This is a genomic window from Shewanella livingstonensis, from assembly GCF_003855395.1.
GTDB classification, from domain to species: Bacteria; Pseudomonadota; Gammaproteobacteria; order Enterobacterales; family Shewanellaceae; genus Shewanella; species Shewanella livingstonensis.
Genome location: NZ_CP034015.1, coordinates 770,714 through 793,111, shown reverse-complemented (window position 1 = coordinate 793,111; position 22,398 = coordinate 770,714). Strand labels below are relative to the sequence as shown.

Here is a 22,398-nt window from a genome sequence, read left to right as displayed (position 1 = left end):
CCGTACTACCGATGAGGCGAACTATAGAGCAACACGCTCAATACGCTTTACCCAACCCTCTGGGGCTGGTATGTGACCTTTTTGTAGCTCGGTGAAAACTTTATAGATACGTTGAATATTAGGTCCAACGTTGCCATCACCCACAGTGATAATACGTCCATCTTCAAAAATATATGAACTCACCGGAGACACCACCGCTGCAGTACCAAAACCACCAGCCTCAATAATTTCACCCGACTCAACATCGGCGATAAACTTATCTAACATCACCGTTTCTTGTCGCACTTCACATCCTAATAAGTCACCCAATTCAAGCATAGATTGAGACGTTATCGACTTTAAAATAGTGTCAGTAAATGTAGGAATAATTACAGTACCATCTTTCAAAATATGAAAATGGTTCATTGCGCCAACTTCTTCAATTTGAGTATTAGTCGAATCTAAATACAATACTTGTGCGGCGCCATATTCAGCCGCAGCTTTACCTGCGCGCAAAGAAGCAGCGTAGTTACCTGAAGCTTTAGATGCACCCGTACCACCAGACACTGCACGATGAAACTTCGTTGTAATTAACAAGCGAATGCCTTTATTAACCCCTGACGCATAATACGCACCAGATGGGCTTAACATGACACAAAAAGTGTATTGTTGGCTTGGGCTAACAGACAAGCGATCTTCCGTTGCAAAGATAAACGGACGAATATATAAACACGCACCATCTTGTTGCGGAAACCACAAGCGATCGACATCAATAAGGGCATTAATAGCCTTAACTTGCATCGCTTCATCGATATTTGGAATACAAACGATATCGGCAGAACGGTTCATGCGCTCAGCATTTTTGTTTAAACGGAAAGTATAGATCTCACCGTCTTCGTGCATAAAGGCTTTTGCACCTTCAAAAATAGATTGGCCATAATGCAATGTCATTGCACCAGGCGCCATTTCAAACGGACCGTAAGGCACTATGCGCGGATCGCACCATTGACCATCACGATAATCCATTAAAAACATGTGATCAGTACGAAGTCTACCAAAACCCACATCGCCTTCTGGCTTAAATGGTTCTGTGCGGCGCTCTGACGCTGATTTTAAATTATATTTTATGTCCATTGCATACCACCTTAAAAACTGAGCTTGCAGACTATGGAGGCTTGAGATTAATGTCAAGTCGAAGCCATAGATCCTCAATCAAAATACGTCAATTGAACGTAACAAGCATCAATATAATTATTCATATTGCAACAGACAAACTGTCAGTGCATGTCTTATTTTAGTCGCGAACTAATTGCAACGAAGTTACTCAACCGATGCTAATTAACTCAGGATAATCACTCTATATTCACCCACTGCGATCTGTTAATGCAGACTAACTTGTTACAGCGGCAATCACCGATATTTCAACCAGATATTCAGGCTCGGCAATGGCAGCTTGTACGCAAGCTCTTGCGGGAGCATGGCCCGCTGGCAACCAACTATCCCACACTAGATTCATAGCATCGTAATCGGCCATATTTTTAAGGTAAATGGTAGCGGACAAAATATGCTCGCGTCGACTACCAGCTTGTGCAAGCAAGCTATCGACCTCTTCAAGCATAGTGACCGTTTGGGTATTTATGTCGGTATATTTGTCTTTTGCGACTTGGCCACACAAGTAAACAGTATGATTGTGGATCACAATACTGCTCATACGGGTGCCAACATCGAGTCGGGTAATTGTCATAAAAGGTCTTTTACTGTCTTGGTTAGCTGATGAAAATAGCGCGATCCCAGATAAAGTACAATATAGTACGATTTATTGAATATATTTTAGCCACTTAGTTTTAAAGGCTATTCCTATAGGCCTTGTCACTGCTAGAATCGGGGTTCCATCCAGAAACGTATAGGACTCCCCCATGAGCCTTGAATTATTGTCCCAACTGGAAACCAAAATCCAGGCGACTCTCGAAAATATTGAGCTACTAAAAATGGAGCTTGATGAAGAGAAGCAAAAGAACGAAGCTTTGACGTTACAGCAACAAGAATTGACACAAAAAAACCAACAATTGCAGCAAGACCTAAACTCTTGGAGTGAAAAGGTCAACGGCCTTGTTGGTTTATTGAATAACGAAATCTAAATGGATTGATACTGCTGTGATTGTAATTCAATCAAGGCATTTAGTTCACTGATAGCCTGCTTAACTTTTGGCAGGCTTTTTTTCGTCTGTAAAAAGCGACCCTTATCAAACTCAAGTAACCCTAAATCTTTTACCCAAATCACTCCACTCAAAAATATCCTAGCATGCTTAACGATAAGTTTGGGTGCATAAACAGGGAACATTCTCATACGACTTTCTCCAACAAAATAACATACGCAAGGTGCGATGAAATAGCGACGGGAAGCGATGTATATGTCAAAAATGTAAATATCAAAAGCGCATATAAAACCACTATTCACTTTTTTGTTAAACACAACTTCAATGTCATCGGTTTTGACCGTTTGATAGCCAAAGAGTTCCGCTAGTAAGCTATTTTTAATTATACTGATAAATCACATAAAGATGAGTCGGCATTTTAATGCCGCTTGCCAATATTTTGACGCCATGTTAAGATCTTTAATGTTACTCAGGGTAAAAAAGAGTCATTTGACTCATCTCCGTATTGTCTTTTATAGTCATACGGTTTTTTTTTGTCTGTAATAACCTCAGCCCCAAACAACAACTTCAACCAATTAGCACTTTTAATCTAGTCTGCAAATGATGCGCAATGACCAACAGATCTTAATATTCTCAAGGCAATAAAAAAGGAGCCGAAGCTCCTTATTTATTAAACATAAACTAATTAGATTACTTTTTGTTCATTGACGTTAAGTAAAATGCGATATCAATTAATTCGTCATAAGATTTAATCGAGCTAGTTTCTACGCGGTATTTACCATTAACAACTAATGAAGGCACACCTGAAATTTTCGCGTTTTCAGTATCACGTTTCATTTTAGACATCTGCGCATTAACCATAAATGAATTAGCTGCAGCATCATAAGCTTTGGCATCTACACCGTTGGCAATAAATACTGCTCTGATATCGTCTGGGCGAGTAAATTGTTGACGCTTTTCATGGATAGCACTAAACAAAGCAGCGTCCATTTTTTTCTCAACATTAAGCTGTTGCGCAACCGCAAAAGCACGAGACATCTCAACACCCATTTCACGGCCAATAAATTCAACGTGAGCCTGATTAAATGTTACACCTTCAGGCAAAGTCGCTTCTATTTTAGGCACCACTGTTTTTGAAAAATTAAAACAGTGCGGGCAGTAGAATGAGAAGAACTCAGTAATTTCTGGCTTGGCTGTTTCTGGGCCATCATTAATCACAGTGTAATGAACACCTTCTTTATAATCGGCAGCTATGGCAGCCATAGGCGCGAGCAACAATGCTACGGCCATCAGTAATGCTTTTTTCATTTTACTTCCTTCTAAATAGGCAAAATATAAATACGCTGGCTCTATCATAGTCTAGCGTTAGCCTGTAACTCAATCGCTAGCCAATTGTATTTGTAACTAAATACGATTAGGTAGTGATTATGAAATATTGTTAATTAAAACTAGGTAAACTCAATGGTGGTTCATTCAGCGCAGAGAGCTGTTCTTTAAACGCCAGCGTTTGTTGTTCCCAGTACTTTATATCGCCAAACCATGGAAAATTCATTGGAAATGCCGGGTCTTGCCAGCGCTTGGCTAACCACGCATTATAATGCACCATTCTGAAAGCCCTTAACGGCTCAATCAGTGCTAATTGTTTAGCATCAAAATCACAAAACTCTTGATATCCCTCTAATAAAATATCAATTTGTAATAACTGTTGCTGACGATCTCCGGTTAACATCATCCATAAGTCTTGTACTGCTGGTCCCTGCTTTGCATCGTCTAGGTCAACAAAACCTGGGCCATCTGGGGTCCATAAAATATTACTCGGATGTAAGTCTCCATGTAGACGTATAGGGTTAAAAGTGTGTTGCTGCCATATTTGTTTAGCTTTATCTAATACTTGTTCTACTACCGTAAAAAAAGCCGTTTGCATGGAGCTGGAAACCATATCACTGTCACGTAAATAGCGATAAGACTCATCTCCCAAAATAGCAGGGGTCAGTGCTTCACGGTACTTAAAAGGCTGCATGGCTCCATATTGATGAATACGGCCAATAAAACGGCCAACCGATTCAAGTTGCTCAAGGTTGTCGACTTCAAATGCTCGACCACCAATAGAGGGGAAGAGTCCAAAACGATAACCCTGATATTCAAATAAGGTTTTGCCCTCTATGACAACTGGAACGGCAATGGGAATATCTTCGGCCGCTAAGGCTAAGGCGTAATCGTGTTCTTCTTGGATTTGTTCATTGCTCCAACGATGTGGTCGATAAAACTTAACCACATAGCGAATGCCTTGGTCACAACGGAACTGATACACTCTATTTTCGTAACTGTTGAGTGCTAATAAACCCGTCTCAGGGAAGATACCAATACTTTCAATAGCATCAAGAATGAGATCAGGTCTTAGTGCCTGAAAATGAAATTCTGCGCCGGTACGATTATCCATGTTTGCCTTCTTAACTCGTTTGAATATGGGGAGCGAGTAGCGTTAACAAAAACGCTAATACGTCTAACTCTGCAGCGCTATCGGTGGATATCCAACAAATATCACCATAAAATTCATAATGTAGCCATAAAGGGCTACCTTCAAAGTTCAGTAACCATTGGTGGCGATCGGCTCCCCATTGGCGCTCACGAATGTCGCAATCAAGTGCCGCCGCTAGTGGTTCTGCAAATCGTTCAAATTGCTCAAAATCCACTTCAGCTTGAATAACAATGCTTAGTGCTGCGGGATCTAATTGGGCTGACAATAATTTCATAAGTCGACTCGGATAAAATAATTTAATTAACTGCTGCAAGACATAATTAAGCCTTGTCCCCACTCTGGAGGACGTTTGGCAAAGTCTTCCATTTCGGGTTGTTCGTCAAAAGGACGACTCAACAACTGTTGGAGTTGTAATAATTTACGATTATCGCCACTTTCTTCTATATCGATAATGGCTTCTTGCGCGAGGTAATTACGTAAAATGTATTTAGGGTTAACACCATTACGATTTCCTTGCCACACATCCACATCCGCTACCTCACCCACTCGGTCTTGGTAAGCTTTATACCAAGTATCAAAGCCAGCAACATCGATCATGTCATTACGTAAAGCAGAATCTGAACGGTTCGGGTCAACTTGGCCAAAGCGGCGTAAACTATTACTGTAATCCAGCTGATTAGCTTCCAATAAAACTGTTAATTGCCCCACTAGATGTAAATCTTGCTGATCCTGTTTAACTTGAGCGGCTTCACTGAGAATATTTGAGTTACTACTCGGTTGAGGCAGCCCTAACTTAGCGCGCATCAAGCTTAAATACTGTTTCACCAATGCTGCTTGATAAGTATTAAGTGCGACAATTAAATCATTAGATTCAATAATAGGTGCGAGAGCTTGGGCTAAACGTTTCAGGTTCCAAAGTCCAACTGCGGGTTGCTGGCCAAAAGCATAACGACCCTCGTGATCAGAGTGATTACAGACAAAGCCTTCTTTAAAGGTATCTAAAAATGCAAAGGGGCCAAAATCGAAGGTATCACCGATTATCGACATGTTGTCGGTATTCATCACCCCATGAGCAAAACCAACCGACTGCCAATGGGCAATCATTTTTGCAGTCGATTGCACCACTTCATGAAACCACTGTTTATAACCTGCAGCGTCGGCTGATAAATGTGGAAAATGCTGCTGAATGGTAAAATTAACCAATTGAGTCAGTTTGCCAGTATCGCCGCGTTCGCTATGAAAAAAATATTCAAAATGGCCAAACCGAATGTGACTTTTAGCCAAGCGTACCGTTATAGCAGCAGTTTCTTGGCTTTCGCGCCATACCGGTAAATCGGAACCAATAACAGCTAAAGCACGACTGGTAGGCACATTGAGCGCAGCAAGCGCTTCAGAGACTAAAAACTCACGCACCGCAGAACGCATTACCGCCCTACCATCACCTTGACGAGAATACGGTGTTGGGCCACCACCTTTTAAGGCGACATCCCAGGCGCCATTAGGACCAATGGCTTCGCCTAATATAATTGAACGACCATCGCCTAGTCTGGGGGTGTAGCCGCCAAATTGATGACCACTATACACTTGCGCATAGTAACTGGCGCCAGGGGCGGCATAGTTAGCCGATAACTGCATCAGCAATTCATCATTAGGCTTTTGTAAACCAATTAGTTTTGCGGCGTCATCACTCCAACCAAGCCAATGAGGGTTACTAATTGGTAAAGGATAAACTTGCGAATAAAAGCCTACTAATTGTTCAAAAAAATCTTGCTTAAATTGCATTGTGCACAGCCCCAACGACTTGGCTTTTACACTGTAATTGCTGCTTATCATCAATCTGACACTGTTCACCACAAACAAACGCTTTATCTGTGGGCACTGATGATGCCTGTAGGCGTAACATTCCAGCACCTTTAGCTTGGCATTGTTCTAATGAATCGTAATAACCGGAAATATGTTCTTGTTGTGCAATGTGCGTCGGCAGCGGTGTTTGGTCTGCCACATAAAATAAGGTCCATTCAGGAGTGCGAATACACCCGCTAAGTAAAGCTAGCGTAGCGGTTATCAGCAATATTTTGCACAATGTGCGAGTGATTAATGTCATTTTCAACCTTGAAATCATTGGATCTGAAGCAACAAAAAAGCGAACCAAGGTTCGCTTTCCTTTTGAATATCATACCTGATATCCATGCAACAGTATTGATTAGCCTGTTAGCTCACTTTAGCTTTAGCTTTTTCGATTCGTTTTATTCGCCCTTCATACCCAGTAACCGTTCCGTCGGTTAATTGGTATTCAAGCGCTTGCTGGCACACCTTCACAGCCTCATCAAACTGACCCACATCATTTAGTAAGGTTGATAACGGCATAAATGCTGGCGACTTAATTTCGTCAGTACTTTTTTGAGTCATATATTGCTGATGTAATGCACGATAAACCTCTAAATAGGTCAACTGTAAAGCGGCGCCATATTGGCAATAATTATTCTGCTTGCGCATTTTGTAGCAATGATTAATCACATTGACTAAGCCATCGTGCTGACTTGTAAGCTCGCTGGCGTTGTTGGCAGCGTTAACTTGTTGTATAAAGCTCTCACTTGCCCAGTCGCCTTCGACGCTATCTAAATTCAAGGGCTGCCCTTGATAACTGAACACTTCAGCCGTTACATTCTCAATCGCTTTGATCTTAACTTCAACCTGACTAACAGCATCAGCCTTATTCACTAAATCAGCCTTACTGATATCAATAGTGGCTTGGATATCATCTGGCGCACGCTCTGGCTCGGTAATCTCATCAATTTGCAGGCTATCGGCTTGTTGAGGTTTAGGCGTATCAATCGGTTCTGCAGGTATTTTAACGGTTTCGACAGGTTCAATAATGGACTCAACTGACACCTTAGGCTCATCTACCAACACGATTGGGTCGAGCTTATCGACATCAACACTATGAGCAGCGGTTGTATCCACATTGGTATCGATGATGGTATGCGGCTCAGCGTCGGTCTTAGTAGTATCGTCTGCGGTTATCGATGAAGATTGAACGACCTCAGTCGATGATGGATCTCCCGTGGTATTACGATCGGTTTTATCAAGCTCTTGTTTTGCCACCGCTTGAGTACGTCTGTATAGATACAGAGCGATTGCAACCAATATGACAATTAAAATTAACTTCATTAGGCTTCCACCTTGCTGATGATGTGCCGTAACACACGATTTTATCTCACTCACAATGGTATTCATTATGAGGCAATGTAACAGTTTTAATGCTAGCGCTGTTTTTTTTAAGCACCAACCATTATTATTTCAATGTACACTATAAAATCAACTATTTAACTATATTAATCTGTAACAAGTCATAGATCATCCCCAATTTAGCTGCTGTTTCAACCTTTTTTGCGATCTTAACCTCATAAGAAGTTGATTTTGCGGCTAAGGTCAAAGTTAAATAAGCTGAGTTTGTCAGCTCTTATTATCACGCTTACACTACCAATATCCGACTATTTTACTAAGGTATTAAATCAGGGATAACACTATGGCTGAGGCAGAATTATTAAGGGGTCAATTACTCTATGAGTTTCGAACAATGCAAGCTATGGTTGAAATCTATTGTAAAGCGCACCACCCACTCAAACCTTCCAAAGGTGTATGTCAACAATGTAGTGAGTTTTTAAGCTATGCCAATACTCGCTTAGATCGTTGCCCCTACGGCCAAGAAAAACCAACATGTAATAAATGCCCAGTGCATTGTTATAAGCCTCATATGAAGCAAAAAGCACGCGAAATTATGATGTTTGCTGGACCAAGAATGTTGTTACCACATCCCATTATGGCGATTAAGCATTTACTTGCCGAGCGTAAACCCGCACCGGGCTTACCACCAGAAAAAGTATCCAATAGACATTTACGTAAAGCTGAGCAAGGTTAACAATCGTAAACTACTTGCTTAGCTGAAAGTAGGTTAGTATTCACTGTCGTCAAAGAGAGTGAAAATGAACCAATTTAATGATTTATTTATTCAAACATACTGGTGGCTTTCCTTACTTGGAGGTATCCATTGCCTTGGGGTAGGCCTGTATGTTCATTATATTTACCAAAGCAACACTCGCAGCCATAGCCTGCTAGCTGGGATATTTTTACTGATCGGCTGTTATTTCTTAACCGGGTTACTGACTCAAGAAACCACACCTATTCCAATCCATTTAACCCTAACGCTATTCATTCCTATCTATTTTTTACTCATGCCCATGCTGTATTTATACTGTAAAAGCAGCCTAACTGAACAAGACTATCAACCATTATTAATCAAACATTTTGGCTGTGCTATTTTGGTTACCTTAGTCACCAGTTCAGCCATATTATTTCATATCAGTATTGATCCCAAAAGCTCAAACAATACCATTGCATCACTCGCTGAATTAAACAGTATCAGCCTGCTGGCTGTGATCTTACCGATATTATTAATGCTACAAACCATAAGTTATTTCTGGGCGATTTACCGCTTATTGTCTCACTATCGGCCACAATATTTGGCGAGTAGACAGCCTAACTTACAAGTCATTCGTTTTCGTTGGTTAAGCGTATTAACTATTGGTATTTTGATTAATTGGGTATTGCGAATTGTATTAGTCTATTTACCGTTTTACCTAGGTGACTCAGTGCCTTTGTTAATTCAAGCAGTAACACGGTTAAGCTTATTGCTCACAGTATATGTGTTTGCTTTATATGGTATTCAGCAAGTGACGCGATCAGCCTATTTGCGTGGCATACTCAACTCCACCAGCAACGCTGCCACGCCAACTGAATCGACAACTAATCAGTTACTAGATGATGATGAAATAACCTATCTACATCAGTTAATGGCAGAGCAAGATGAGCAAGATACCGCTGATCATTCTGCCAAAAATAGCGCTGACAAAAAAAATTAGTGCAGCCAATACTGCTGTAAGTATCACTTTACAACCTTGTGCTACGGTATATTGGCTTAAGCCGAGTATAAATGTTTATTAACGCACGTCATTTAAGGGTTATGCTACTCTATGGCCAGTTTTATCATGACAATATAGTCACCGAGGTTATTTATGAAACGTTCAATTAGCTTAGTTTTTTCTAGTTTTATCGTGTTATTAAGCTTTGCGTTTTCAGCTCCTAGTTTTGCTGACGAAGAAGCTTATAGCGACGCCATTACCAATTTTAAAAAGGCCAATGAAAGTCGGCATTTATTTCAAACAGCTTATGGTTATGCCATATTCCCTAGCGTAGCTAAAGGCGGTATCGGTATTGGTGCGGCGTACGGAAATGGTCGTGTATTCCAAAGTGATACTTATATGGGTGATTCTACATTAACCCAACTCTCGATCGGTTTTCAGCTAGGTGGACAAGCCTATAGCGAAATTATCTTCTTTAAAGATGCCAAAGCATATAATGACTTCACCAGCGGCAGCTTTGAATTTAGTGCTCAGGCGTCAGCAGTAGCGATTAATCTTGGTGCTAATGCGCAAGTCGGTACCACAGGTAATTCAGCCGGTGCAGGACAAGCAGGCAGTAATCATGCCGCTGCAGCAGCCTATATTAATGGTATGGCGATATTTACCGCCGCTAAAGGTGGCTTAATGTTTGAAGCCGCTCTTGCAGGTCAGTCGTTTACTTTTGATGGTAAGTAACCACTGCGAGTCTTAACACTCGTTAAGTACATAACATTCAGGCTGCCATTGGCAGCCTGAATTCTTTGGAATAATTGGTTTTTTAACGCAGAATCCAAATAATGGTATGCATATACACAGTGGTCAAATTAACCTTGCTGATGTATTTGTGGATAACCTTCTCGTCATCCCGGTAATGCTTTTAGCCGGGATCCAGGTTTATTCTTTTATGTTTGGTATTGATGGCCTGCGGCCACTAACGTCGTGGCGCTTCGCCCACACCAGACTAACATCGCAAGGTTCCACCCTGCACGGGCCAAATACTTTGTCATTCCGGTAATGTTTTTGAGCCGGAATCCAGCTTTTTTATACGTTGTACTTATGGCCTGCGGCCACTAACGTCGTGGCGCTTCGCCCACACCAGACCGAGAGGAAACCAACGGCTGTTCCCTCTTGGAACTCCCAGCCGCCCCGCAACATTTTCTGAAAAGCGAAAAGTCGCCATGGGGTCAGATTTAACTTTGACCTACATTTGCAGGCTGCTTCGGCCTTATTCGAAAATGCTAACGCTTCCGATAGGCCATCCATGGCCAACGAAAGCTAGCCTGACGTCCTGTCAGGCTCACGCTATTTTCTTCAACGGCCTCAAGTTCAGAGTTGAATGTAGACTTTTGCAAGCGTTACTAACTCGTTTTTGGACAACAATGAGTTAGAGCATAAGCCTTAATGCGTTCTAAAAGGAAAAGTTTTTATATCTATAAGTTTCAAGCGAGTATGCTATCGCATTGCGTATTTTGCAGGAAATTATTTATCTGGTCTTTGTTTGATTTTGAACTCTGGAAGCTATAGACAAGTCACATGGTATAGAACCATACTTTCCATGCATGATAAATCCATTGAATTTCTCTTTTAATGTAGAGATAAATTTCTTGGTATTTCCTTCTGTGCATGTTACCAACCAAGAGAACTCTTCAGCAGACATTATGCTTAACTGTATCTCACGCAGAAGTGGATCTGAATTTAAAATACTACGGATTCCATTGTTGTAAACATCACCTTCAAAGGTTTCTGAAACAACAATTACACCGAGTATTTTATTTGGTAATACTGTTTTTCCTTCGATAGTATAAATTGAATTATTCTGTTCTTTGACACTCTTAATATGTTGGCAAAGCTGTTCGGCTGCTGCGTGGATTCGTTTTATTGTTGTATTAATTCTGTTCAAAAGTGTTTCGGCATCACGTAATCTTGGTTTTGTTATTATCGACTTTTCTTGAATAAATATAGAAAAATCGCCGTAAGTTATGAGTTCATCACACAGCTCCTCAGCAGGACAAATACTTTTCATAGGGTTCATAGCATATTTGAACCCACATAAAGCTCTCGCTCCTGTTAACGCTAATGCTTTAAAATGAATCATATCCTCTAATCTTTTACCATGTCCATGAACGGCATCCTCCCCAGATGTTGAAATTTCGGATGCAAGAATATGTAGATTAAGAGGCCCCTGGTCAGAGTCCCTGTTAACAAAACATTCTTGGTCTACAGTCAAAAGAGCTGTGCAGAGAGTTTTGCAATTAACCCCCTCTGTTCTATGCAAGCGCAAAAGCTCGTCTTTTGACAATAGAGTCTTAATTTCAGCACCTTTAAAATAAGGAGGGTTGACTGTCTCATCAATTTCAATGGCGAGGATAGGTTCATTAACCTCATTGATAAAAGATAAATATTTAATACTGATTTGTGAGTCTTTAAGTTTTAATGGAGGAACAAAGTTAGAAATGATTAAATAAGGAGCATTTGCAAGATCATGCACACTAATCATCAAAGCTATAAGTTTACTATTTCTATAAAAACCTGAAATTTTAAAATCTGGATTTTCAGACTGAGTTCTTATGATATGCGATGGTAACTTACAAACAAATATAGGTTCACCTAAAAAATTTACGTCAACACCTATAAAGGTTTTTGCAAACATAAAAGTTTCTACGTTCGCAAGCCCTGCCGAGTCCTGAAATTTATTGGTGTGATTGATGTATGCGATGAATTTATCCATAAAATAACCTCCTTTATTCTTGCTTCATAAACTTTTTTACAGTAATCGATTCACTATTCCAATTTGAATGGAATATCGATCTTAACAGAGAATGAGCTACTTTCTAGTCTAAATGATAATGGGGCAAAAACGAGTTAGTTTTCTTGACTTGGAAATAGACCGATTCAACTCTGAACTTGAGGACGTTGAAGAAAATGACGTGAGCTGGCCAAGGATGGCCAGCTAGCTTTCGAGGGGAAGGGACGCCCCATCGGAAGCGTTAGCATTTTCGAGGGGAAGGGACGCCCCATCGGAAGCGTTAGCATTTTCGAATAAGACCGCAGAACACTAAAATGAAGTTTAAAGCTGGATTAATTTCCGTCGCGACTTTTTCGCTGCTGTTGTTTGGTTAAATAGCGAAAATGTTGCCGGAACGGCAGGGGTGATCCAAGAGGGGATTGCTGTTGATCCCCTTTTGGCCCGTGCAGGGTGGAACCTTGCGATTTCAATTCAAACGAAGTTTGAAAAGTCTGGTGTGGGTGAAGCGCCACGACGTTAGTGGCCGCAGGCCATAAGTACAAAAGTACATAAGTACATAAGTACAAAAGAATAAACCTGGATCCCGGCTCACGAGCATTACCGGGATGACGATTAAATTAGCCTGCGTAAGTAGACAACCTATTTATATCCCCAAGGCACTGGTGGTAATGCCACTGGTTGAGATAAATCAAACTCCACTTTAAAATCACGATTTTCGCGAATTAAACGATAAGTAAAGGTATGCGCTTCAATCATCATCTGCCATTCGTTAGTGACCGATTGCGTTAAGCCATGTTGCTTAAAATTGGCAATAGAGTCATCGTCTACAGGAAAAGTCTGCATATTGGCTGTGCCGGTATCACGGGTATCACCACCATACATTGTCACTTTGTCATCGCTGCCATCTTTATGGCGATGATCATGCTTTAAGCGCAATCCGGTGTCTGTTTGAGTTATCACCCAGGTGCGAGAGTGATCATCGCCAACATGAAATGGGATCCTGATCTGCTTATCAGTACATTCTCTCACGTGCATAATCAGTGTTTTACCACTAAAGCCATCCCCTTCACTGCCACCAGCAGTAATTTTACCTGCAAAAGCTTTACCGCAAAGAGCGCTGATAGTTTCAAAAAATTGCTGTTGTTGAACTGAATTAGCTGCATAAGCAGGATTAACCAACATAGCGCTACCACACAGCAATACACCACTGAGGTAGCCGCTAAGTCTAATTAACGTTGGCATAATGATCATTCCTTGTTTATAAACTATTAGATTATTAAATCGATAAGAAGTCATCGTATAAAACACTTATCACTATTAGATGAAGTATTAACCCAGATTACCTTGTTATGGAACGTTTAGCTGCTAGAAATAAAAACCCGCATAAACTTATGCGGGTTTTCGATTATTGCTTGCCTATTTGCTCACTTATCTACTTACTTAGCGTATTTAGATTTGGTCGCCCAAGTAGTCGCTTTAGCAGGACGCTTGTCACCTTGCGCCTTTGACTGGACAGATTGCGGCACACTCGCTTTAGCTGGTGATTTAGGTTTTTTCCCCGTAGGCTTGGCGCTGTCTTTATCTGCTTTGGTGGTACCTTTACGGTCTTCAAACTGATCAGCAGAAAAACGGGTCATCGCCTTTTGGCCACCTTGTTCTTTCGCTTTAGCAGACGGCTTTTGGCCCCATTTGACCTTAGTTTGTTCATTACGGGTTTCTGGCGGCACTAAATGATTTGGACCATTACCAATTAACGACTCTTTACCCATGGCAACTAATGCTTCACGGATCATCGGCCAGCCCATTGGGTCATGATAACGTAATAAGAATTTATGCAATTTACGCTGACGACCTTTTTTCGGTACTGTCACTTTTTCACTATCATGCTTAACGTTTTTCAGTGAGTTAAGTTCAGTATGATAAATCGTGGTTGCATTGGCCATTGGCGATGGATAAAAGTTTTGCACCTGGTCGAGCTTAAACTTCTGCCCTTTCAACCATAATGCTAAATTCACCATGTCTTCATCGGTAGTACCAGGATGCGCCGAAATAAAGTACGGAATTAAAAACTGTTCTTTACCCGCTTCTTTAGAAAACTTATCAAACAGTTCTTTAAACTTGTCATAGGTTCCCATACCTGGCTTCATCATTTTACTGAGCGGGCCTTCTTCGGTATGTTCAGGGGCAATTTTTAAATACCCACCCACATGATGCTTAGCTAACTCTCTAATATATTCAGGGTTTTCGATAGCCAAATCGTAACGAACGCCCGAAGCAATTAACACTTTTTTAATGCCAGGTACTTCACGTGCCGCTTTGTATAAATCGATGGTGTGTTTATGATCTGTGCCTAAATGGCCGCAAATAGACGGGAATACACACGACAAACGTCGGCAGGTTTTTTCCGCTTTCTCACTGGTACAACCTAAACGGTACATGTTTGCCGTTGGGCCACCCAAGTCAGAAATGACGCCGGTAAAGCCCGGCACTTTTTCTTGGATGTCTTTAATCTCTTTAATGATCGATTCTTGCGAGCGACTTTGAATAATACGTCCTTCATGCTCGGTAATCGAACAAAATGAGCAACCACCAAAACAACCACGCATGATATTGATTGAAGTCTTAATCATATCGTAGGCTGGAATTTTTTCTTGGCCATACATCGGATGCGGAATACGTTGATAAGGTAAATCGAATACCGCATCCATCTCATCGGTATTTAATGGCCATGCAGGTGGATTAACCCACACACCACGGTTAGCATCATGTGGCTGAAACAGCGCGCGTGCACAACCCGGGTTTTGCTCTTGGTGCAAAATACGTGAAGCATGAGCATACAAGTATTTGTCTTCGCTGACTTTGTTGTAAGCAGGAAGCAGCACATAGGTTTTTTCCCATGGCTTTGGACGAGGCGGTTGAACACTAATGGCTTTAGGAGCCTCGTTATCAAAAATCTTTTCGTCTGTCGGGCCAGATAAATTACTGCAACCAACATCATCAGCACCATATGGGCTCGGTAATGGCTCAATTTTATGTAATTGGTCTATTTTACGCGAATCCATGCCACGCCAACCTGGCATTGGCTCTTTACGCATTGTTGCGGTACCACGAACATCGTCAATATCGCCAATGGCTTCACCCGCAGCAATACGGCGTGCAACTTCCATTAATGGGCGCTCGGCATTACCGTAAATTAAAATGTCGGCTTTGGCGTCAAAAATCACACTGCGACGCACTTTATCTGACCAATAATCGTAATGGGCAATACGGCGTAAGCTGGCTTCAATTCCACCAATCACAACGGGTACGTCTTTAAAAGCTTCTTTACAACGTTGGGTATATACGGTTACTGCACGGTCTGGGCGTTTACCACCAATGTCACCAGCAGTATAGGCATCGTCATGACGTAACTTACGGTCAGCGGTATAGCGGTTAATCATTGAATCCATGTTGCCTGCAGTCACCCCAAAAAACAGATTTGGGCGACCTAACTGCATAAAGTCTTCTTTGCTTGACCAATCAGGCTGCGAAATAATACCCACACGATAACCTTGGGCTTCTAACATTCGGCCAATAACGGCCATACCAAAGCTGGGATGGTCAACATATGCATCACCAGTCACGACAATAATATCGCAACTATCCCAACCTAATTTATCCATCTCTTTGCGAGATGTAGGTAAAAAAGGTGCTGTTCCGTAGCATTCTGCCCAAAACTTTGGATAATTAAATAACGTTGACTCAACTTGCATGTATATGACCTACATAATTGGGGAAAATCAGCCTAGCTGATCCGATGGCAACATCAGCCTATAGCTGAATTTAACGGACGCGGAGTATAGCAGTACAGCGGCACTTAGTGTGACTAAAAAAACATCAAAAGTGAAATATTTTTATCCTTTCATACCCTTATAAAATAAGGGGTAATATTGCTATTCCCCTATAATTTCAAGCTTATAAGCCAAGAAAGAAACCCACATTAGCAACCGCTAAAATTAAGAGCACAATCCAGGTCGTTAACACGCCCCAAAAACGACCAAAATGATGACCACCTTGACCTTGATTAAGTCCAATAGCATGTAATAAACGCGCCACAATCCAAGCGGTGCCCAAACAATGTATTAAAAACTCAGGCATGCCATTAAATTCTGCTAGCGCTAATAAAATCAATACTATGGGTGCATTTTCAATTAGGTTACCATGGGCTCGAATTGCAATGGATAATCCTTGGTGGCCACCATCACCAATACCAATTTTATTTGCTCGACGAAATTTAACCACTTTATAAGATAATGCTAAAACCAACAATGCCGTTAAGCCCGCATATAAACCCGATACCATCAATGTCATGTGTTATTCCTTGAGTCGACTATATTATTGTTATTATATCAATCTTTAACATATTGATGCTATACCAACATTTTGGATCAGTTTGGCTGTAAACACACGCCTTAATCGGTTAATATTCGCGCCAAAACTAGATCAATACCCTAACATAGAGTGACTATCGCCCAGTGGATAATCAGGATTTCTTAGAAAAACGTAGATTTATTATTAAGTTAGGAAAGTACTTACATAAGTTTGGTACGCCTGCGTATCGCCTAGAATCCCATTTACAAACGGTATGCAGTACCCTCGGTATTGAAGGATACTTTTTAATATCACCCACATCGATGACGTTTGTACTGCAACACGATACTGAACAAGAATATAACCATGTCGCACGCGTTAAACCGGGTGACCTCGATTTAGGCTCGTTAGCGCGTACTTTTGAACTGGTTGAAGAACTCAGCTCTGGCCAGCGCACCTTGCAAGAAGCGTTAGAACGCTTAGAAGAAATCGCCAATAAACCCAATCCCTATGGCCACAAGTTAACCTTATTAGCCTTTGGTTCAAGTGCTGGCGCATTTGCCATGTTAATGGGTACCGGTTGGCATGACGTTTTTTGGTCAGCTATTTTTGGTTTATTGGTATACAGCTTAGTTTTTTGGGCTGAACGCTCAAAACGCATCGCAGAAATGCTCGAACCAATGGCGGCGGTTGTGTGCGCTATTTTGGCGTCGGGGATTGCGCAATTAGATCCGAGTATCAATTTACCTGTAACCATTTTATCGGGGATCATTATCTTTGTGCCTGGCCTTGCACTCACCCTCGGCTTAGCTGAACTTGCTGCCCGCGATTTAATCTCTGGTACTGCGCGCATTATGGATGCGGTGATGCAACTGTTTAAACTGTATTTTGGCGCGGTGCTTGGCATGACCATAGGCAAAGCCATATTTGGTGATGCCATTTATGTTGAACCAATACCACTACCTCGCTGGGCTATCTGGTCTGCGGTGCCGTTATTGTCTATGTCTTTGGTTATTATCTTTAAAGCACGCTTAAAAGACTCGCCTTGGGGTATTTTTGCGGGCATTGTGGCTTTTTTCTCTGCCATGTTAGGTGGCATTTATTTAGGCGAATCTATCGGTATTTTTGTCGGTGCACTAGCGGTAGGGATTTATTCCAACCTTTATGCACGTTGGATGAAAGCGCCAGTGTCAATTGCGTTATTACAAGGTATTGTTATTTTGGTTCCAGGTAGTAAAACCTATATCGGCTTAAATGCACTCATCTCTGGTGAGACCATGTTAAATCAAGCCCATTTAGGCTCACAAATATTCCTCATTTTTATGTCCTTAATTGCAGGACTCATTTTTGCTAACGTTATTGTGCCTCCCCGCCGTTCGTTGTAAGCGCTTCGCGCTATTTATGTTGAGCAGCATAAGGGTTTGGTAGATACGCCCTTATGCTGTTAACAATCTAAATACTCACATATTGTTAATGACTCAATAAAATATTTATTGAAGCTAAATGTTTGACTATTACGTTATTCAGGTATGATGTAAAACAAAGAAGCAACATAATAATTTCATCTTAGAAACAATTATCTCATTGTTGCAGGCCTCTCAAAAACATAACAATAAAAAAGGACGAAGCTATGCCAATCATATTCATGGCTGTATTTTTTTTCGTCATCCTGCTGATTTCGCCTAGTGTTTATGCAACCGCTATTAACACTGATGCGCAGTTAACAGCCAATGATGACTCTGGCACTAATGCCTCATCGACAACCAATAAACATGAGGTCGATAAGGTCGCTAATATCGTTATTGTTAGTCATCCTATTTTTGATGAATCAGCCCCAGACGCGATCTTTTTACATCGCTGGGCTAACTACTTACACATCAATACTAAAGAGTCGACCATTCTAAACAGCCTGAGCTTTGAAAAAGGCGATAAGATCACCGAAAAAGATCTTCAAGAGGCGCAACGGTTATTACGTTATGAATCTTATATTCGTGATGCCGAAATTAATATTGCCAGAAAAGACCCATTAGCAAGCGACAATGTTGAAGATGTCGTATTAGTTGAAACATGGGATAATTGGTCATTATTACCCACGGTAAGTTTAAGTAAAAACGGCGGCGACACTAAGTACTCGTTTGGTATGAAAGAAGATAACCTGTTGGGCTTAGGGGTTAAAACCAAAATAAAATATCAATCAAGTGCTGATCGTACCGGTTACAAGTTTGCCTTTGATGCCCCGATAAGGTGGGTGAAACACGGTAATGTGTCGGTTGATTTTTACGATAATAGTGATGGTCAAGCGTCTGCTATTGCCTTTAATAAGCCCTTTTATACTCTTGATACTCAAAATATGTATGCCGCGTCATGGTTGACTGATACTCGCATCGATACCATAAGACAAAATGGCCAAGACATTAATGAATTTGAACATATTATTGATTATGCGAACTTGGGTTATGGTTGGTTAGTCGACAAAGAAGTGGATCAATTACATCGTATCAGTGTCGGTATCACCCAAGACCAACATCAATTCAATAATATAGACTTGTACCCACAGACGCCGTTACCGTTTGACCGTGAGTTTGTTTACCCATGGATAAGCTACGAGTACTTGCAAGATCAATACACCGTACTCAATAACATCCACCTAATTAATAACAACGAAGACTTTAACTTAGGCTGGCATCATACGGTGAGTTTAGGGTTGGAAACCAACGACGTTGCCGATAATGCTGCTGTGGGTTATCACTTGACCATGCTAAGCACCCGCGGCTGGCAGCAAGACAACCAATTACTACTAATGAGTATCAATGGCCGGACTGATATTCAAACCGGTCAACAAGACTTTTACAATGTCGGCGTAGGTGCTGAGTTTTTTCACCAAATTAGTCCCAAATGGACCGCTTACTCCAAAGCCCGTATAGCGACTTCGCATAATAATTATCTTGACCAAACATTTGCACTTGGTGATGAGACCGGCGTGCGGGGTTATCCTAATGACTACCAGCATGGTGACAATCAATGGCTGTTCACCAGTGAGATCCGTTATTATCCTAATATCAACTTATACCAACTGGCCGAGTTAGGCTGGGCAGTATTTGCCGATATTGGCCAAGCAACGGGTGGCACCGATGACCAAAATGAAGTTAATGGCCCAATAGGCAGTGTGGGTATCGGCGCGCGAATTTACTCTTCTAAATCCAGTTACGGCAACGTAGCCCATGTTGATATTGCCGTCCCCATAACCACAGGTAATGACATCAATGCTTGGGAATTTAGGTTCCAGGTTAAAGATCATTTTTAAACAGACAGGCCGTTATGTTATAAAAATTTGAGTAGCACGACTGATCATTAACGGCTAAATGGTTTATACTCAGCGTCGAATGCTGCGACCTCAATGACCAACCAAAACTATCTCCATTTAATGCAAAAAAGTAAAAAATGTAAATAATGTGTACTTACTAATGATAATGAATATCATTACGTTTTATTCATTGTTTGTTAATCGGTATCTCTATGTTATTTAAACCTAGCCAATTGGCTATTGCGACACATTGTGCATTATTTTTATCAGTACTGCCCACAACTCATGCCAATGCCGAATCATCGCCACAAAGCCCAAACCACAACGCTTCAATGGAGCGAATGATTATTACTGGCAGCCGCTCCGCTGAACGGATAGACGAAGTTCCATCCTCGGTTACGCTCATTGATCAACAAACGCTTGCACAAGACATGCTTATTACCACTGAGCTGCAAAATTTATTGGCATTTCGCGTTCCAGGGCTTGCCCCAAGTACGGGGACATCAAGTAATTCAGGGCAAAATCTTCGTGGTCGTGCGGCATTAGTGATGATTGACGGCGTGCCTCAATCAACGCCATTACGTAATGGTCAATTAGGCATAAGCTCTATCGATGCTGGTGCCATTGAACGTATCGAAGTGATTAAAGGAGCCACCTCTATTTATGGCAATGGCGCCTCTGGTGGCATTATTAACTACATCACTAAGCGTGCCAGCAAAGACAAAGTACGCATTAATGTTGGGGTATCAAGTAAATTCAGCGCGGTAAAATTACAAGATAGTGCCGGTTATCGAGTCGATACGTCCATAGACGGTACGATTGATGATTTTAGTTATGTATTTAGCGCCATTACTGAAAAAACAGGTTTAGAGCGTGATGCTGAAGGCGATGTTATCGGATTGGTCTATGGTTTATCAGAAACTAAATCGAATAATTATTTTACTAAACTCGGCTATCAACTCGACGACGACAAGTCGATTCAACTGACTTATAACTACTACGAAGCTCAACAAGACGCAGACTTAATTGATGTTATTGGCAGTGTGAACTCTGGCGAAAAAACCTACGCCATTGAAAATACTAGCGGCATAGTAAAACCCGGTGTACCTCAAGGGCCGCGCGGTAATCATAACCTAATGTTAAAATACGTCGACCAAGAGATATTTACTAACACCCAATTAACCGTTGATGGTTATCTGCAAAAAATAGAAAATATGTTTTTCTTCTCAACTGCGTTAGCCAATCCAAGTGAAGGTTACGAAGGCGGTCAATCAATCATCAAGTCTGAAAAGAAAGGCTTACGGATTAACTTTGCTAGCCAAATTGACTGGGATAACATCGAATCAACCGTTATCTACGGCATTGATGCTCTTGAAGACGTTAGCTCACAACCTTTGGAAGACGGTCGAATTTGGGTACCAGAAATGGACATGCGCAACTTAGCGGCCTATTTGCAAACCAAGTTTGTTGTTGCTGATGATTGGGTTTTTAAAGCCGGTATTCGCCAAGATAGTGTCGACTTAAGTGTTGAAGATTATCAAACATTGAAACTATGCAGTACCGCAAGCACTTGCTCAGTACCTTTTGATGTTACAGGCGGCGAGCTTAACTATGACTCCACCACCTATAATGTTGGTTTGCGCTACAATATGAACGCGCTATTTAGCCCTTTTATTAGCTTCTCTCAAGGTGCTGACATATCAGATATCGGTCGCCTGTTACGCTCAGCCACGGTTAATGATATTGCCCTAATCCGCACTGAAGCATCTATTGTCGATAACTACGAAGTTGGCTTTTCAGGTCAGGTCGGTGATGTAAATTATGAAATTGCCGCTTATCGAAGTGAATCAGAACTCGGTACCAGTAATACTTTTGATGCAACTACAGGCGTGTATTTACCGGTTCGTGCACCGCAAAAGATTTGGGGCTACGAAGCACAACTAGACTACCGTGTACAAGATAATCTGAGTACGGGTTTAAGCTATAGTTGGATTGAAGGTAAAGACACCGAAAATGATACCTATCTTGATGGTAGTACTATATCTGCGCCTAAATTTACTGCTTATGTAAACTGGCAACCAGTTGAAGATGCGAATGTCGGCATTAATTATATGTATGTCGGTGACCGTAAACGCTTTGAGCAAGTTAATGGCCAATATGTTGGTAGCCAAGGCCCTATAGAACATTATAACGTTGTTAATCTTGCCAGTAGCTATCAGATCAATAACTGGCAATTATCACTTGGAGTAGAAAACTTACTCAATGAAGATTACTTTTCAGCAAGATCACAAGCTTATACTTACGGGGGATACAATACTAAATCTCTAGGCACCACCATTAATGTGGGCGTAAAGACTAGCTTCTAAAGCTGAAAAGTCACCATAAAAAAGGGCGTAAACAATAAATTGTTTACGCCCTTTTTT

Annotated in this window: 20 protein-coding genes; 7 read left to right on the top strand and 13 right to left on the bottom strand. The window is 41.3% G+C overall.

Annotated features, from left to right (window positions below; all coding sequences use genetic code 11):
- Positions 1–21: 21 nt before the first annotated feature.
- Both EGC82_RS03555 and EGC82_RS03550 read right to left on the bottom strand, forming a co-directional pair.
- Positions 22–1,113, bottom strand: coding sequence for a branched-chain amino acid aminotransferase (locus EGC82_RS03555; protein ID WP_124729534.1), 1,092 nt, complete (start codon positions 1,111–1,113; stop codon positions 22–24).
- A gap of 256 nt (positions 1,114–1,369) precedes the next feature.
- On the bottom strand, positions 1,370–1,723 hold the full coding sequence (locus tag EGC82_RS03550; protein ID WP_124729533.1) for a RidA family protein: 354 nt from the start codon (positions 1,721–1,723) through the stop codon (positions 1,370–1,372).
- 172 nt (positions 1,724–1,895) lie between these two features.
- Between EGC82_RS03550 and EGC82_RS03545 the strand changes: the two genes are divergently transcribed.
- Positions 1,896–2,117 (top strand): cell division protein ZapB, encoded by a 222-nt coding sequence (locus EGC82_RS03545; protein ID WP_124729532.1) that lies wholly within the window; start codon positions 1,896–1,898, stop codon positions 2,115–2,117.
- On the opposite strand, the gene EGC82_RS03540 is transcribed toward EGC82_RS03545, so the two are convergent.
- The 7 genes from EGC82_RS03540 to EGC82_RS03510 form a co-directional block, all read right to left on the bottom strand.
- On the bottom strand, positions 2,114–2,326 hold the full coding sequence (locus EGC82_RS03540) for a DUF1107 domain-containing protein (RefSeq protein WP_124732548.1): 213 nt from the start codon (positions 2,324–2,326) through the stop codon (positions 2,114–2,116). The genes EGC82_RS03545 and EGC82_RS03540 overlap by 4 nt on opposite strands.
- Positions 2,327–2,825: 499 nt before the next feature.
- Entirely contained in the window at positions 2,826–3,443 is a 618-nt protein-coding gene (locus tag EGC82_RS03535) for a thiol:disulfide interchange protein DsbA/DsbL (RefSeq protein ID WP_124729531.1), read from the bottom strand.
- 130 nt (positions 3,444–3,573) lie between these two features.
- Positions 3,574–4,575, bottom strand: a complete 1,002-nt coding sequence (locus EGC82_RS03530) for a serine/threonine protein kinase (protein ID WP_124729530.1) — start codon at positions 4,573–4,575, stop codon at positions 3,574–3,576.
- A gap of 10 nt (positions 4,576–4,585) precedes the next feature.
- Positions 4,586–4,888: a DUF3630 family protein gene (locus tag EGC82_RS03525; protein ID WP_124729529.1), complete on the bottom strand. Its 303-nt coding sequence runs from the start codon at positions 4,886–4,888 to the stop codon at positions 4,586–4,588.
- 26 nt (positions 4,889–4,914) lie between these two features.
- Positions 4,915–6,396, bottom strand: a complete 1,482-nt coding sequence (locus EGC82_RS03520; protein ID WP_124729528.1) for a protein adenylyltransferase SelO — start codon at positions 6,394–6,396, stop codon at positions 4,915–4,917.
- Positions 6,386–6,718: a hypothetical protein gene (locus EGC82_RS03515; RefSeq protein ID WP_124729527.1), complete on the bottom strand. Its 333-nt coding sequence runs from the start codon at positions 6,716–6,718 to the stop codon at positions 6,386–6,388. Before EGC82_RS03515 ends, EGC82_RS03520 begins: the two co-directional genes overlap by 11 nt.
- Positions 6,719–6,825: 107 nt before the next feature.
- Complete coding sequence (locus tag EGC82_RS03510) at positions 6,826–7,785, bottom strand: hypothetical protein (RefSeq protein WP_124729526.1); 960 nt, start codon at positions 7,783–7,785, stop codon at positions 6,826–6,828.
- A gap of 358 nt (positions 7,786–8,143) precedes the next feature.
- Here EGC82_RS03510 and EGC82_RS03505 point away from each other — a divergent pair, with 358 nt between their 5' ends.
- From EGC82_RS03505 to EGC82_RS03495, 3 genes are all read left to right on the top strand, one after another.
- Positions 8,144–8,536: a nitrous oxide-stimulated promoter family protein gene (locus EGC82_RS03505; protein WP_124729525.1), complete on the top strand. Its 393-nt coding sequence runs from the start codon at positions 8,144–8,146 to the stop codon at positions 8,534–8,536.
- Positions 8,537–8,600: 64 nt separating this feature from the next.
- Entirely contained in the window at positions 8,601–9,536 is a 936-nt protein-coding gene (locus tag EGC82_RS03500) for a hypothetical protein (RefSeq protein WP_124729524.1), read from the top strand.
- Between the two features lie 153 nt (positions 9,537–9,689).
- Positions 9,690–10,271, top strand: a complete 582-nt coding sequence (locus tag EGC82_RS03495; RefSeq protein WP_124729523.1) for a lipid-binding SYLF domain-containing protein — start codon at positions 9,690–9,692, stop codon at positions 10,269–10,271.
- 787 nt (positions 10,272–11,058) lie between these two features.
- Here the strand turns inward: EGC82_RS03495 and EGC82_RS03490 are convergent.
- The 4 genes from EGC82_RS03490 to EGC82_RS03475 all read right to left on the bottom strand — a co-directional run bounded on the left by EGC82_RS03490 (position 11,059) and on the right by EGC82_RS03475 (position 16,671).
- Entirely contained in the window at positions 11,059–12,303 is a 1,245-nt protein-coding gene (locus EGC82_RS03490; RefSeq protein WP_124729522.1) for a hypothetical protein, read from the bottom strand.
- Positions 12,304–12,960: 657 nt separating this feature from the next.
- Positions 12,961–13,563, bottom strand: coding sequence for a hypothetical protein (locus EGC82_RS03485; RefSeq protein ID WP_208646923.1), 603 nt, complete (start codon positions 13,561–13,563; stop codon positions 12,961–12,963).
- Between the two features lie 194 nt (positions 13,564–13,757).
- The gene (locus EGC82_RS03480) at positions 13,758–16,073 is read right to left on the bottom strand and encodes a YgiQ family radical SAM protein (protein WP_124729521.1); all 2,316 of its coding nucleotides are present in this window, start codon (positions 16,071–16,073) and stop codon (positions 13,758–13,760) included.
- Between the two features lie 202 nt (positions 16,074–16,275).
- Positions 16,276–16,671 carry an MAPEG family protein gene (locus EGC82_RS03475; RefSeq protein ID WP_124729520.1) on the bottom strand — a complete coding sequence of 132 codons (396 nt, stop codon included), beginning with the start codon at positions 16,669–16,671 and terminating at the stop codon, positions 16,276–16,278.
- A 164-nt stretch (positions 16,672–16,835) separates the two neighbouring features.
- On the opposite strand from EGC82_RS03475, the gene EGC82_RS03470 reads away from it, so the two are divergent.
- The 3 genes from EGC82_RS03470 to EGC82_RS03460 all read left to right on the top strand — a co-directional run bounded on the left by EGC82_RS03470 (position 16,836) and on the right by EGC82_RS03460 (position 22,341).
- Positions 16,836–18,056, top strand: coding sequence for a threonine/serine exporter family protein (locus tag EGC82_RS03470; RefSeq protein ID WP_124729519.1), 1,221 nt, complete (start codon positions 16,836–16,838; stop codon positions 18,054–18,056).
- Between the two features lie 245 nt (positions 18,057–18,301).
- Positions 18,302–19,975 carry a ShlB/FhaC/HecB family hemolysin secretion/activation protein gene (locus EGC82_RS03465; RefSeq protein WP_124729518.1) on the top strand — a complete coding sequence of 558 codons (1,674 nt, stop codon included), beginning with the start codon at positions 18,302–18,304 and terminating at the stop codon, positions 19,973–19,975.
- Positions 19,976–20,187: 212 nt separating this feature from the next.
- Entirely contained in the window at positions 20,188–22,341 is a 2,154-nt protein-coding gene (locus EGC82_RS03460) for a TonB-dependent receptor (protein ID WP_124729517.1), read from the top strand.
- Positions 22,342–22,398 lie beyond the last annotated feature (57 nt).